The following is a 14,977-nucleotide window of genomic DNA, read 5'->3' as shown; positions in this document are numbered from 1 at the left end:
TCCATCCTCTAATTCTTGCTTTATAGTATGTGGTAAAAACGAAGTGTCTGCAAAAATTAGATTTTCAGATAACACCTTACCTTTATAACTAACATTAGATACGCGGTAAAGAAATGTTCCGTTTTTATCAAAGAAATTTTTTGCTTCTTTCGGAATGTACTGTCTATCAATTACTTCTTGTTCTAGAACATCAAATTGAACTGTATCATTCAAAAGCTTTTCTAAAGCAAGAATAGATGATGTATCTCCAGAAAATAAAATATTTTTAATTGCTTGTACATTATAAGTTAATTCGCTTTTTCTATTTTCCGCCACTAACATGAGGAACACCTCTTCTATAAAATATTTTATTAAATTGATTTATAATTTAATAGCGATACCGCGTCTAACTGCGTAATTTCAGTTACTTCTTTACTAAATATTGCAATGGAAGCCATATAATCTAAACTAGGTCTTACATCTTCCATCACTGTATTTTCTGCTAACTCTTGTCTATCCTTAAAAATTAACAATTCGGGAGGGGCATTTGGAGCTGATACTGTAATTTCTACTGGTGGAATCAATAGTCCTTCACCTGTCGCTTTCAGCACTGCTTCTTTTCGAGTCCAATATGTTAAAAATCTTTCTAGTCGCTGCTCATCAGGTAATTTCATAACTTGTGCTATTTCAATGTCTGTTAATACGCCCTCTGCCATTTTCATAACATCTATATTTGGATTCATTTGTTCAACATCAACACCAACAGGTGCAGATTCTGTAAATGCCACGACAACCCACTCACCCGAATGGGAAACGGATATTTGCGGCATACCTTCTGGTAATTGAGGTCTACCGTGTTGTAACTTACATACTGGGCACATTCGATCAATCGGTACTTGAACTGGCGACATAGAAAGTATCTTTCCAAGAACTAACCTACTAATTACACAACCTATTATAAAACGTGCACGATCTGCCGAATGATGATATGAATTTGCTTTCTCTCGCTCTACATCATTTAGTAAATTGTAATGCCATGATTGTAAATCTAAAATTCTCGCCCACCATATTTGACAACTATTCTCATTAAGAGTTGGTACAGAATCTACAACTTTACTCTCTATCATGTAAACTCTCTCCTTTTAAATACCAATATCACTTTATTTCAAAAGAGTATTAGCATGCTGCAACTCATTCATTTACGACTTCTTTCTTTTTTTGTAATACAGATACCGGCTTTTTATTCTTCTTTGACATTACCTCTTTATCGGAAATACGTAAAGAAAATAGTAATGCTACCAGTAAAAATATTGCTGATCCAATTAATGCAGCTTGATATGGTAAGAAATCTGATTGTACATTATTCTGTACGTTATTACTTCCAAAACCAGATAGTATACTAGCTAAAACAGCAACTCCTATGGCAGATCCTAATCGATTTTGCACATTGAATATAGTAGTTGCTCTACCCATAGAAGGTGGTGCAATATTGTTAAAAGCAGAAAATTGAACTGCACCGACAGATTGACCTAAGAAAATACCTATGCCAAACAATAGTGCCCGTATTTGCCATAGATTCGTATCATGATTTACAAAACTTAATAAAACAAATATAATCGCTGTACTTATTAATCCAATAGAGATTACCTTTCGAGCTCCTAATTTCTTATACGACCATGGTACAATCTGTGAAGAAATCATTAATCCAATCGCCTCTGGGAATGTCGTAAGACCTGATTCCAGCGCGGAAACTCCTATTACATTTTGATACATAAGCGGAAAAATAAATAACATTCCTAGTAAACCAGCTGATGAAAACAACGAAATAAGACTCATTTTTCTAAAGACCGGTTCTTTTAATAAGCGTAAATCTAACATCGGTTGCTTTACTTTCAGTTCTACAATTATAAACAATGTAATGAATACAATCCCAGCTATTCCAGTACTTATTATTTCTGGAGAAATCCAACCTTTTGACGGGCCTTGACTGAGTGCATAGATGAGCATCGCAAAACCTGGTGCTGAAAGAACAAAACCGATAGAATCAAAACGACCAGCCGATTTTTCAATATGCTCTGCTAAAAATAGAAGTCCAAATAGCAACGCAATGATACCAAACGGCAGATTAATATAAAATGCCCAGCGCCAAGACATTTGATCTACAAAGAAACCACCAATAATTGGTCCGATCGCTGGTGCTACAGCAATTGGAAGTACAATAAATCGAGAAATTTTTGGTCTTTCCTCTGGTGAAAATGTTCGGAATAACATCGCCATCCCGACTGGTGTTAAAAGTCCGCCACCAGCACCTTGAATGATACGAAAAATGTTTAATGAAGTAATATCATTAGCAATTCCACATAATGCAGATGCAATTGTAAAAACGAAGAGGGCAGTTAAAAATACTTTTTTCGTACCAAAGCGATCTCCTAACCAACCAGAAATCGGAAGAAAAACAGCTAAGCTAACTAAATACCCAACATTTACTGTCCCCATTGCAGAAGGAGGTACTTGTAGTTCTTTACTTATCGTTTGCAGTGCTACATTCACAATCGTTGCATCCATCGCAGCCATAAACATCGCTGTTATATAAACGATGCTTACAACTACTTTTGGATGTATGTTTGCTTTCATTATTGTTTTCCTACTAATATTTTTTCGCTAATTTGATTTTTTTTCGGATCTAAATCGTTCCAGTTAACTTCAACGTATTCTAAGCAAACTTGTCTGCTAGCTTCTTCATGTACAACATTCCATCCAATAGGTACATCGAGAAAGGCAGGCCAGAGAGAATACTGGCCCTCCTCATTCATTAATACTTTATATGTGTAATTATCATTTTCAAATGGATTCGTCATACTTTACTTACCCCTTTCTTATTCTGCAAATATTCCGCTAATACTTGTCCAATTTCTGTAAGTGGACCTGGTTGACATAAATCTTTATGTCTACAATCAATATCATGCTGCACGATTTCCCCGTCTAAATAATTTAGCCACGTATTTGGAGAAATAGGATCAAACCAGTCTGGTATAACAGTAGATCTAAAGAATAAAATATCCCCGTTATAAACTTTCGGTACGTATTTCCCTAACAACCCTACCGAATTTACATAAGTTTCTTTCAAGTTCAAAATAGTCTCTTCTTCAAGACTTGCTAATGCACTTCCATCTTTGCGAAGTATTGCAACCGCACTTTCCATAGTAAGTGGTTTACCATCCATGTTATCTGGATCATATCCACCTAAAGCAAGTAATGCGATTAACGCTTCTTCTTCAGTAGGTGCTTCCGTATTTGGTAAGAAATGACCAGGATAAGAATCAAGCATAACGAGTAATTCTACTTCTTCCCCTTCATTTTGTAGTTGCGCCGCCATTGCATGAACAACATTTCCTCCAAGCGACCAACCGAGTAAACGATACGGTCCGTGAGGCTGTACTTCACGAACGTGTTTCAAATAATCCGCCGCCATCTCCTCTAAGCTTTTTGGAAGTTCTTCATTTTTAGCGATACCACGTGCTTGTACACCATAGATTGGATAATCTGTCCCTAAAGATTTCATTAGTCCCGCATAGCACCAACTTAATCCCCCTGCTGGATGTACACAAAATAGTGGTAATTGATCTCCACTTGCTCGTAATGGAAGCAACACATCAAGTGCACTTTGACCATTCCCCATTTCAAGTCTTTCAGCAAGCCCCGCAACAGTAGGTGCTGCAAATAAAGTTCCGATATTCAGTTCAACGCCAAGCGCCTCTTTAATGCGACTCATCAGCTGCACTGCAAGAAGTGAATGACCACCAAGATCAAAGAATCCGTCATCAATTCCAATTTGAGTCACACTTAAAACTTCTGTAAACAAGTCACATAACATTTCTTCTTGCGGTTTTCTTGGTCCGCGGCTAGAAGATGTTGCAATAAATTCTGGAGCTGGCAATGCCTTTCTATCTAATTTACCGTTTGGAGTTAAAGGTAACTCATTTACTACTACAAAAGCGTATGGAACCATGTAATCTGGTAAACTACCACCAGCATGCTGACGCATTTCATTCGTATCAATCGTTTCATTATTTGATGCGACGATATAAGAAACTAATCGTTTATCCCCTGGTTGATCTTCCCGTACAATAACAGCTACTTGTTCAACTTTAGGATGTTTCATTATTACCGCTTCTATTTCCCCTAATTCAATTCGGAATCCACGAATTTTAATTTGATGATCTGCACGTCCTATATAATCTAACATCCCATCTTGACGCCAGCGCGCTAGGTCTCCTGTACGATACATTCTTGTACCTGGCTTACCAAATGGATCTGCGATAAAACGTTCAGCAGTTAATCCTGCTCTTCCTAAATATCCACGAGCCAGTCCTGCACCTGCAACATACATTTCTCCAACTACTCCAGGTGGCATCGGTTGTAAATAGTTATCTAATACGTATACTTTAAGATCCGGTATACTGCACCCGATTAAACTATTTGCCCGTAAAGAGACGATGCTCTCATCTAATTCAATATAACTAACATGTACCGTCGTCTCCGTTATACCGTACATATTAATAAGCTTCGGTGAGTTATGAGGATGACGACTATACCAATCTTCTAATCGACTTAGTTCAAGTGCTTCTCCTCCAAACACAACATATCGTAAAGATAATTTTTGACCAATCTCTTCATTTTCACGATCGGCTTGCATCAATTGATAGAACGCTGATGGAGTTTGGTTTAAAACAGTCACCTTTTCCTGAACAAGCAGTTGTAAAAATTCTTTCGGCGAGCGACTTACAGTATGTGGTACTACGACTAGACGCCCTCCATATAATAAAGGTCCCCAAATTTCCCAAACTGAGAAATCAAAAGCGTATGAATGGAACATCGTCCACACATCGTCTGCGTCAAATTGGAACCAATGATCAGTTGCTCCTAAAAGTCTTACTACATTTTGATGAGGTATCATAACGCCTTTCGGTCTACCTGTTGAGCCTGACGTATAAATAACGTAAGCAATATGTGAAGGATATAACGGCTTAATGCGCTCCATTTCATCAATATTGTCTTCACTATATTTCTCAATTTCTTCTATTATGTTCACATCATCAACTAAAATCTTTAGTGCCTCATCACATTCAATTTCTACACTTGAATTTGTTAAAACACATGCTGGTTTCGCATCGTGTAGCATAAATGAAATACGATCTGACGGATAATCCGGATCTAACGGAAGGTATCCGGCACCAGCTTTAAGAACAGCAAGTAAGCTTACAACCATATTTAAAGATCTCGGCATCGCTAAAGCAACGAGTTGATCAGGACCGATTCCTTTCGCTATTAACAAACGAGCTATTCTATTCGCTTTTCTATTTAGCTCTTCATAAGTTAGCTTTTCATCTTCAAAGACGACAGCAATAGAATTTGGACTTACATAAGCCTGCTTTTCAAATAATTGTGGCAATGTCATTTCAGGTACAATTTGAAAACCACCATTCCACTTTTCTAAAACTGTATTTCGCTCTGCTAAAGTTAATATTTCTAATCTACCAATTGATTGATCCGGATGTCTTGCCGCATCATCTAATAACAGAATGAATCGTTCTATTAGTTTTTGAACCGTTTCACGTTTATATAAATCGGTACTAAACTCTAACAATCCGTGTAAGCCGTTTGGAGTACCATCAACTCCATTACTCTCGCTAATTTCAAATGTTAAATCAAATTTTGCAGAACCAACACTTTGAATTTCAAGGCTCGCTTCTAAATCAGGGACATCAAACGTTGCTTCTGGCGTATTTTGAAAAGCTAACATAACTTGAAACAGCGGATGACTATTTCGGGTACGTACTGGGTTTAACACTTCAACGAGTCTTTCAAATGGAACATCTTGATTTTCATAAGCTGCCAGATTTACCTGCTTCACTCTATTTAATAATTCTTTAAAACTTGGATCTCCTGATGTATTTGTACGTAACACTAATGTATTCACAAATAAACCAACTATATTTGATAGCGCATCGTCATTTCTTCCGGCAATCGGACTTCCAATTGGTATATCAGTTCCAGCACCTAATCTTGTAAATAGTGCACTAAGTCCCGCTTGCAACACCATAAACAAACTAACTCCATTTTTACGACCAAGCTCTACTAACCTACTATGCATACCTTTATCTATATGAAAATGAATTGTTTCTCCGCGATAACTTGTTTCAATTGGACGCTGATAATCTGTAGGCAACTCCATTTGATCTGGTAAACCCTTTAATCCCTCTTTCCAAAAATCTAATTGTGTTGAAATAAGACTTTCTGGTGTCTTTGCATCACCTAGTAATTGCTGTTGCCAAAGTGAATAATCTGCGTATTGAACTGGAAGGGTTTCTAATTGAACACTATCACCTTGACATCGTGCTTTATAAGCTACTGTAAAGTCTTTCGTTAACGGTTGTAATGACCAGCCATCTCCTACAATATGATGTAAAAGAATTAGTAATACATGCTCATTTTCACTCACTTTAAAAAGTTGTAATCGAACTGCTGGCTCAACATCAAGGTTAAAGCTATATTTTACCGCCTCTGAAAGTACACTTTCTAATTCATCTTTACATGTTTTTGTTATAATCATTTCTAGATTTAAGTCTTCCATATTTAAAATTTTCTGATATGAACTACCTAATACGTTAGGGAAAATTGTTCTAAGTGTTTCATGTTTCTTCACTACATCATAAAAGGCACCTTGCAGTGCTTCCTCGTTCAATTTTCCAGACATACGAATGACTAACGGAATATTATAAGTAGGACTTGGACCTTCTAAACAATTTAAGAACCATAACCTACGCTGTGCAAATGAAAGCGGAACTTCATTTGGTCTACTTACTTTCTTAATAGCTGGTCTTGCGCTTTTGGCACGATCCAATTGTTTCGCTAATTCAGCAACAGTGGGCGATTCAAATAGTTTTCCAATTCCTAATTCCACACTTAACGTTTCACGAATTCTTACCATTAGACGAGATGCAAGAAGCGAATGGCCACCCATTTCAAAGAAATTATCATCTATGCTAATTCGCGAAACACCAAGTACTTCAGCAAATAAATCACATAGTATTTCTTCTTTCGGATTTCTAGCAACTCTCTCATTATTCATTCCATTAAAATCAGGAGCAGGTAATTTCTTTCTATCAACCTTACCATTTGGTGTTAATGGTAATTCTTCTAGCACAACAAATGCCGATGGTACCATATAATTCGCTAAACTTTCTGAAACATAAGCACGAATTTCTGAAAGATTAATTGGTTCCTTCTCTTCTGCAACGAGATACGCAATGATTCGTTTATCATTTGGATGATCTTCTCGTACTATTACTACCGCTTGTCGAATACTTTGATGCCCTTGTAACACCGTTTCAATTTCCGCTAATTCAATTCGGAAACCACGAATTTTAATTTGATGATCTGCGCGACTAATGTACTCTAACACACCATCGGTACGCCATTTCATAAGATCACCTGTGCGGTACATACGTGCTCCAGCTTTTCCATAAGGGTTTGCAACAAACCGTTCAGCTGTTAACTCAGGTTTTCCTAAATATCCGTTCGCAAGTCCTTCACCCGCAATATATAATTCACCAATAACTTCAGGTGGAACTGGTTGTAACCCTGCATCTAACACATACACTTCAGTATTCCAAATTGGCTTTCCAATAGGAGGTATACCACTTTCACTTTCATCAATGTTCATGAAGGTAGACCAAATTGTCGTTTCAGTTGGTCCATATAAATTTGTTATAGAGCAACCTAATTCTTTTAATTTATTTGCTAAATGCGCTGGAAGAGCTTCACCACCAACGAGCACGTTTAGCCCTTGTAGCCTCTCTGGATATTCAGTTACTAACGCCTGCCAGAGCGTCGGTGTAGCTTGCATAATTGTCGCTCTTTCTTCTTGTAAAAGTGTCGTTAACGCAGAAGGCTCTTGGATTACCTCTTTCTGAGCAATTGTTATACTTGCACCACTAATAAGAGGTAAATAAATTTCTAAAGCAGAAATATCAAACGCAAACGTTGTAACTGCTAATAAATGATCGTTTTCATTTAATGAAAACGTATGTTTCATAGATAATAAGAAGTTACTTAAACCTTTCATAGGAACAATTACACCTTTTGGCTTCCCTGTTGATCCTGAAGTGTAAATTGTATATGCTGGGTTTAAAAGTGATTCATCATTTTTAATTGGCATATTCATATGAGAATATGTTTTTAATGCTAGTTTCGTTTCTTCACTATCTAATATGATTTTTTTAATATCATTTTCTATAACTAAAGAGGATGAAACAGATGACTGTGTTATGATACAAACTGGATTTGCATCATTTACTATATAATTAATCCGCTCGGCTGGGTATTCTGGATCTATTGGTAAATACGCTGCACCAGCCTTTAGGACTGCTAACATACTAACTACCATTTCTATTGATCTTGGAAATACTAAGGCTACAAACTGATTTGCTTGTATTCCTTCTTCTACTAAATAGTTTGCAAGTTCATTCGCTCTTTCATTTAGCTCTGTATACGTAAGTTTTATCCCGTTACAAGTAACTGCTATATTATTTGGATTTTTTTGTACTTGTTTTTCAAATAATATAGGTAGATTAATTAGCTCTTCAGCTCTCTTAGTTTCATTCCATTCCAATAAAACTTTATGATTTTCTTCAGGAAGAGTAATGTTTATTTTTCCAATCGGCTCGTCTTTGTGATAATTATTTATCACTAATTCTAATAGATTCATAAATCTTTCTTTATGCAATGCTAGTTCCGTATCGCTATATACTTCCGGATTCGCATCAAAATGAATCATTAGCTCATTTTCATCGAAGCGCTTATATACATTTATCGATAAATCATCGACAGGTCCTGCTGATAAATTATGTGTAATGCCACGATTTCCAGCAAAGTTAAGCCCATAATCAAAAGGCATAACATTCACTAACGGCCCAAATAACCTTTGATTTTCACCTAGTAACTTTAAGTCTCTTCTTAATTCCTCATGACGATATTTATGATGACGACGTATATCTCGAATTTCTTCAGAAACTTGCTGTATTAATTCTGCAAAAGTTATATTTGGAGTTAACTTTAGACGAAGTGGAACTAAATTCATTACCATGCTTGGTGTATGAATAGATACAGAACCAAGACGCCCCATCATCGGTAAACCTAAAACAATATCATTTGCACCTGTTAATTTATGCATATAAATACTTGTTACAGCTACAACAAATTCGGGCCAATTCGTTAACGAAATATTGATATCTTCTAGTAACGTTTTCGTACTAGAATTTGATAAATAAGCAGTTTCTCGTGAAAATCCATTTGATGTTCTCGGCGCTCGTTCTGCTAAACTTACAACTTCCGGTTCACCAGCAAACTTTTCTAACCAAAAAGTACGATCTTCCTGAAATTGTTTAGATTCACGATACTCATTATCTTCTTGTACAATTTTTGCAAGAGAACCAAATGACTTTTCAGTCTTGTTTGTTTCTTCTATAAGTGATGTATACTCATTCGCTACCTTTTGGCTAAGAAGTGAAAATCCATAGCCATCCATCACAATGTGATGGATGCGCTGATACCAAAAGAAACGATTATTTTCAATTTGAATAAGTGCTTCAGTAAATAATTTATCCTCTGTTAAATCCACGGGCATAGATAAATCATTTTTCATCCATACCTTAGCAGCTTCTTCAGGATTTTCCTCTTTACGAACGTCAATAAAATGCATATGAAACTTTGACGATTCCTCAATAACTTGCCATGGGCCAATTTCATCCTCTTCGAAACGAACACGAAGTGCTTCTGCTGCTGTTATAACTTTACATACAGCTAACTCGAAAATTTCTTGATTAATATTTCCGTTTATTTCTATATATTCCCCAGTATTATAAATCGGATTAAGCGGATCTAATTGTTGCGCAAACCACATACCAAACTGCGCAGATGATAACGAATAACGAATCTTTTGACTGTTAGGCATTCTTTACTACCCCTTTATTATGTAATCTATTTGTTACACACTTGTGCTGCTTGTGAAGATAGTAAACGGTACCAATCGGCAACATTAGGACGTTCTGCTAAATCTGCAAAAGTGATTTCTTTCCCTTCGCGGCGCCACTTCTCTACTAAACTCATAATTCTGACCGAATCAAGTCCTCTATTTAATAAATCTTCATCCACTTCAATACTCTCTACTGGCTCACGGAGTAGTTGTGCAACTAGTTCATGCACTTCCTGTAAAGTGATTCCTTCACTCTCATCACCTTTTAAACTTTGTAAATCTTTTAACAGTAAGTTTGTTGATGTCGTTACTGCACATCTATTAGATGCATACTGCAATGCTTGTTTATGATGCTCTAGTGAAAAATCAGCAACTGCATCTGCCACAAAGAATGGCTGGATACCATCCATAAACGCTTCACAAGCTGTTAAAAGGCAGCCAATATGCGCATAAATACCGCAAATGATGAGTTGATCTCGTCCTTGTTCATTTAAAATTTCTAATAGATTCGTCTTTTTAAATGCACTATATCTCCATTTTGTTAGGAATATATCATCTTCGTCTGGAGTGAGTTCATCGACAATTTTCTTTTTATTCGGTCCAGCAGGAATACCGTCACCCCAAAAGTCTTGTAATAGCCCTCGTTGTTCTAACGTTTGTCCACCAGGTTGTGCTGTATAAACAACCGGTATGCCAAGTTCCTTACATCTTTCTCTTATCACCTTAATATTTGAAATTAGTTCTACTTTTGGCGATTCTTTATCGCTATATGCATCAAGAAAATACTCTTGCATGTCGTGGATTAGAAGAACTGCACGTTTCGGATCCGGTGTCCAATTCACTTTATTTTTTGGTAGTTCTGATTCAACTGGCATTTTATATACTGAAATAGATGGGATAGCCATCTAATCACTTCCTTCCGACTTTTAATAGTTTTTTAACGTTTTACTGCAATAAGTTTTTCAGCAATTGCTTTACGTAATTCTTTTTTGCTTACTTTTCCAACACCTGTTTGCGGGAATGATTCAATAAATTCAATTCGATCTGGAATCTTATAAGCTGCTATACCACGTTCTCTTAAGAACATTTTTAATTCGTTTGCAGTTAGGACTTGTCCACGAGCGATAACAAAAGCGCAAGTGCGTTCTCCTAAATAATCGTCAGGCATAGATACAATTGCTACATCATGTACTGCCTCGTGTGCTAATAGATGGTTTTCAACTTCTTCCGCAGCAACCTTCTCACCACCACGGTTAATTTGATCTTTATCTCTTCCTTCTACAATGATGTAACCTTGTTCATTTATTTTCACAAGATCACCTGTACGATAAAATCCATCTTCTGTAAACGATCGTGCATTATGCTCTTCCGCTTTATAATAGCCACGAATTGTATATGGCCCTCGTGTTAATAAACTACCTACTTCACCAAGCTTTACATCGTTATCATTTTCATCAACAACTCGTACTTCATCGAACGTAGACATCGGTCTACCTTGCGTATGAATAATAATTTCTTCAGGATCATCTAATCGTGTATAATTTACTAATCCTTCCGCCATACCGAACACTTGCTGTAACGTACATCCAAATGTAGGGCGAATACGCTTCGCAACTTCGGCACTAAATTTCGCACCTCCTACTTGAATAACTTGCAGGCTCGATAAATCGTTGTTACGGGAAGATGCAGCATCAAGCCAAATCATTGCTAATGGCGGAACGAGAGCGGTAATCGTCACTTTTTCTTTTTCTATAAGAGCAAATGCCTCATCTGGACTCCCTCCAGTTGCCAACACTACTTTTCCACCCGCATAAAAAGTTCCAAATGTCCCTGGAGAACTCATTGGGTAATTGTGTGCTACTGGAAGAACTGCCATATAGACACTTTCTGCATTCAAATTACAAATTTCAGCGCTAACACGTAAACTATAAATATAGTCATCATGTGTTCTAGGAATTAATTTAGAAAGCCCTGTTGTCCCTCCTGATAATTGGAGAAACGCAACATCACTTGGCTGAACTTCTGGTAATGGAACCGGATCCATATAAAGATTATTTATGTTCACAAATTCTTCTTCTTCCCCCACTACGATTACATGTTGTAAGGTTGGAACTTTCTCTTTCACTTCTCTTGCTAGTTTTCGATAATCAAATCCGAGTGCCTTATCTGAAATAACGTAAGCGCTCGCCTCACCAAACTCACAAAAATAACTAATTTCACTGCTTCGATGTGAAGGTAGCGCAAAAACAGGAAGCGCTCCAATTCGAAATAGTGCAAAACATATTTCGAAAAACTCTATAACATTGGGTAGCTGAAGAACAACTCGGTCCTCTTGCTTTATTCCTAAATTCAATAAACCTGCAGCTAAGCGATCTACCTTTTTATCAAGTTCACTATACGTTATATGTGTATTACTACTTACAATCGCAATTTCATCTCCATGCTTTTCAGCGCGTTCTCTTAACATCGCACCAAATGTCTCTCCAAGCCAACAACCTTCTTCTCGATAACGGTCTACTAATTCTTTTGGCCATTCCGTATAACCTGTTAACATTCTTTCTTCCCCCTACTTGTCATTCAATGAATTATCACTTAACCCTAAAGCTTTTAACATTGTTTGAAATTTAGCTGATGTCTCCGCTAACTCCTCTTCTGGTTTTGATTCAGCAACAACTCCAGCTCCTGCAAATAATCGAAGTGTATTCTCTTGCACTTCAGCACATCGAATTGTAACAATCCATTCACCATCTCCATTTAAATCGCTCCACCCCAACATTCCTGTAAAGAATTCACGGTCAAATGGCTCAATTTGTTGAATAGCCTCTCTCGCTTCTTCCATTGGAGTTCCGCAAACTGCTGGCGTAGGATGAAGAGCAATTGCTAATTCTAAAGAAGAAGTATTTGGATCCTTAAGTTCACCTTTCACTTCTGTAGACAAATGCCACATTGCTTCACTATGAATAACTGATGGTTTTTCCGGAACATGTAATGTATGACAATACGGAAGAAGTGCAGCGGCAACCGCTTCAACTACTACCGCATGTTCATGTAAATCTTTTGGAGAAGAAAGTAATTCTTCTGCTCTTCTTTTATCTTCTGCTGGATCATCACTACGTGGTCTTGAACCAGCTAACGGATTAGAAATTACTTGCATACCATGACGTGAAACAAGTAATTCAGGGCTTGCTCCAATTAACGTCTTACTTTTCTCGTTTTCATCTTTCGGTAAATTAACAGCAAATGTGTAGCCGTGCTTATTATGTTCTGCTAATTCACGAAGAAGCTTTTGTTTATCAATTACCTCTGAAGATTTAACATCCAACGATCTAGATATAACGATTTTATTTAAAGCTCCGTCCTGAATTTTTGCTATTCCTTGCTTCACACCATTCATGTAAACTTCAGGCTCTGGAACTAGTGTCATTTCAAATGCCAGTTTCTCATTTTGTTTTATCTCATTTGTTTTTTCTAACTGTAAACGCTCAGTAATTCTGCAATATTCTGGTACAATAAGTTGAACTTCTTTTCTACGATCAAATGGCAAAGCTCCTACAACGATAGGATTTGGATTTCCATCCTGTTTGGCATTACTTAATACCGCCTTTACAAGCTCTGGAAAACTTTCGATTTCACTATGTTTTACTGTAGTAAACTCTCCTTCTGCCAATATCGTTCGATTTGGTGAAGCGAAAAAGAATGAAGATTCAGTCTTATAATCTTCTAAAAGTTTTTCTGACAGTTCCTTTACGGCTGTAAGTTCATTCATAGTATAATAACCTCCTGAATTTTTTATTAAGCTCCTAATGTAGCTCCGCCATCTACACATAAATTGTGCATTGTAATATGACTTGCTTTATCTGAAGCTAAAAACAATACTGCTTCAGCAATTTCTGAAGGTTGTGCAATTTTTTGTAAAGGAATTCCGAGTCTATATGTATTTTGAGAACCAGCAATTATATTTTGAGCTCCATTCTCATCAGCCCATAGTAATCTTTGCATTTCAGTTTCAGTAGAACCCGGAGAAACTAAGTTACAACGAATATTGTATGCTGCAAGTTCTAACCCTAAACACTTCATGAACATCGTCGTTGCAGCTTTTGATGCAGCATACGCAGCCATCTCCATTCTCGGAGTATTTGCCGCATTTGAACCAACTGTAACAATTGCCCCTGACTTCCTTAACATCATATGTTTACTTACTGCTCGGGACATATAGAAAACTCCTGTAGTATTTACAGAGAATGTTTTATTCCATTCTTCGTCACTTAAAGAGTGAATCGCTCCCATACGTAGAACCCCTGCAACATTTACTAATATATCTATTGGCGCTATATCATTTTCAATTCGTTCTACTACCTCTTCAACAGTGACACTATCACTCACATCTAAATGAAACGTCTTAATACGACTTTCATTTGATGCATAATGATTTAAAAACATATTAAGCCCTTCTGCATTTTGATCAACCGCAATAACTGTAGCTCCTCTTTCTAAAAACATTTTTGCTACAACACTACCTATACCTTGAGCGGCACCTGTTACTAAAACGGTTTTTCCATCAAATTCCCCTAAGTTCATTTCCTCTATCCTCTCATATAAAAATTAATCTCATTAAACAACATAAACGATAATGATTTTCATTATCAATTATGTTGTAAAAAATAATACACTTACTAAACTAATTGGTCAAGTGTGTTTTCTATTACTTAATTATAGAAAAGGAAACAAAACCAATCTATTGATAATGATTTTCATTTTCTGTATCTACATCGAAATGATAATGTTTCTCAATATACTTGTCAATCTTTTTTTATTTTTCAGATAAATTTTTTTTTACGTTTCCATGTAACGCTTCATCTTTAAGCATTACATAGTACTTTAAATAAAAATTTAATCTATAATTTCTTATCATCTTTTTTGAAATTCCAAAAGAGAACCTGTAGATTTCTTCACCTACAATAC

The 14,977-nt window shown here is 36.5% G+C and carries 8 protein-coding genes and 1 pseudogene; all 9 read right to left on the bottom strand.

Features of this window, described 5'->3' with window-relative positions:
• Nucleotides 1-321, bottom strand: a pseudogene (locus V7038_RS27405) (cold-shock protein); the annotation flags it as partial.
• Nucleotides 322-350: 29 nt separating this feature from the next.
• Nucleotides 351-1,106: a 4'-phosphopantetheinyl transferase Sfp gene (sfp, locus tag V7038_RS27400; RefSeq protein WP_335695928.1), complete on the bottom strand. Its 756-nt coding sequence runs from the start codon at nt 1,104-1,106 to the stop codon at nt 351-353.
• Between the two features lie 64 nt (nt 1,107-1,170).
• Nucleotides 1,171-2,613, bottom strand: coding sequence for an MDR family MFS transporter (locus tag V7038_RS27395; RefSeq protein WP_335695927.1), 1,443 nt, complete (start codon nt 2,611-2,613; stop codon nt 1,171-1,173).
• The gene (locus V7038_RS27390) at nt 2,613-2,837 is read right to left on the bottom strand and encodes an MbtH family protein (protein WP_002157915.1); all 225 of its coding nucleotides are present in this window, start codon (nt 2,835-2,837) and stop codon (nt 2,613-2,615) included. The genes V7038_RS27395 and V7038_RS27390 overlap by 1 nt, the downstream gene beginning before the upstream one ends.
• Nucleotides 2,834-9,994, bottom strand: a complete 7,161-nt coding sequence (locus tag V7038_RS27385; protein WP_335695926.1) for an amino acid adenylation domain-containing protein — start codon at nt 9,992-9,994, stop codon at nt 2,834-2,836. Before V7038_RS27385 ends, V7038_RS27390 begins: the two co-directional genes overlap by 4 nt.
• Before the next feature lie 26 nt (nt 9,995-10,020).
• Complete coding sequence (locus V7038_RS27380; RefSeq protein ID WP_070139249.1) at nt 10,021-10,920, bottom strand: isochorismatase; 900 nt, start codon at nt 10,918-10,920, stop codon at nt 10,021-10,023.
• 32 nt (nt 10,921-10,952) lie between these two features.
• Nucleotides 10,953-12,569 (bottom strand): (2,3-dihydroxybenzoyl)adenylate synthase, encoded by a 1,617-nt coding sequence (locus V7038_RS27375; protein ID WP_070146493.1) that lies wholly within the window; start codon nt 12,567-12,569, stop codon nt 10,953-10,955.
• A gap of 12 nt (nt 12,570-12,581) precedes the next feature.
• Nucleotides 12,582-13,781, bottom strand: coding sequence for an isochorismate synthase DhbC (gene dhbC / locus V7038_RS27370; protein WP_335695925.1), 1,200 nt, complete (start codon nt 13,779-13,781; stop codon nt 12,582-12,584).
• A 26-nt stretch (nt 13,782-13,807) separates the two neighbouring features.
• Nucleotides 13,808-14,593, bottom strand: a complete 786-nt coding sequence (gene dhbA / locus V7038_RS27365) for a 2,3-dihydro-2,3-dihydroxybenzoate dehydrogenase (protein ID WP_335695924.1) — start codon at nt 14,591-14,593, stop codon at nt 13,808-13,810.
• Nucleotides 14,594-14,977 lie beyond the last annotated feature (384 nt).

The organism is Bacillus sp. JJ783 (assembly GCF_036963225.1).
Classification (GTDB): Bacteria; Bacillota; Bacilli; order Bacillales; family Bacillaceae_G; genus Bacillus_A; species Bacillus_A cereus_U.
The sequence above is the reverse complement of the archived record's forward strand: the minus strand, read 5'-3'. Positions and strand labels throughout refer to the sequence as shown.

Coding starts and splice junctions, on each gene's coding strand:
- dhbA (WP_335695924.1), bottom strand. CDS start 14,593: ATGAACTTAGGGGAATTTGATGGAAAAACCGTTTTAGTAACAGGTGCC.
- sfp (WP_335695928.1), bottom strand. CDS start 1,106: ATGATAGAGAGTAAAGTTGTAGATTCTGTACCAACTCTTAATGAGAAT.
- dhbC (WP_335695925.1), bottom strand. CDS start 13,781: ATGAATGAACTTACAGCCGTAAAGGAACTGTCAGAAAAACTTTTAGAA.
- V7038_RS27385 (WP_335695926.1), bottom strand. CDS start 9,994: ATGCCTAACAGTCAAAAGATTCGTTATTCGTTATCATCTGCGCAGTTT.
- V7038_RS27380 (WP_070139249.1), bottom strand. CDS start 10,920: ATGGCTATCCCATCTATTTCAGTATATAAAATGCCAGTTGAATCAGAA.
- V7038_RS27395 (WP_335695927.1), bottom strand. CDS start 2,613: ATGAAAGCAAACATACATCCAAAAGTAGTTGTAAGCATCGTTTATATA.
- V7038_RS27390 (WP_002157915.1), bottom strand. CDS start 2,837: ATGACGAATCCATTTGAAAATGATAATTACACATATAAAGTATTAATG.
- V7038_RS27375 (WP_070146493.1), bottom strand. CDS start 12,569: ATGTTAACAGGTTATACGGAATGGCCAAAAGAATTAGTAGACCGTTAT.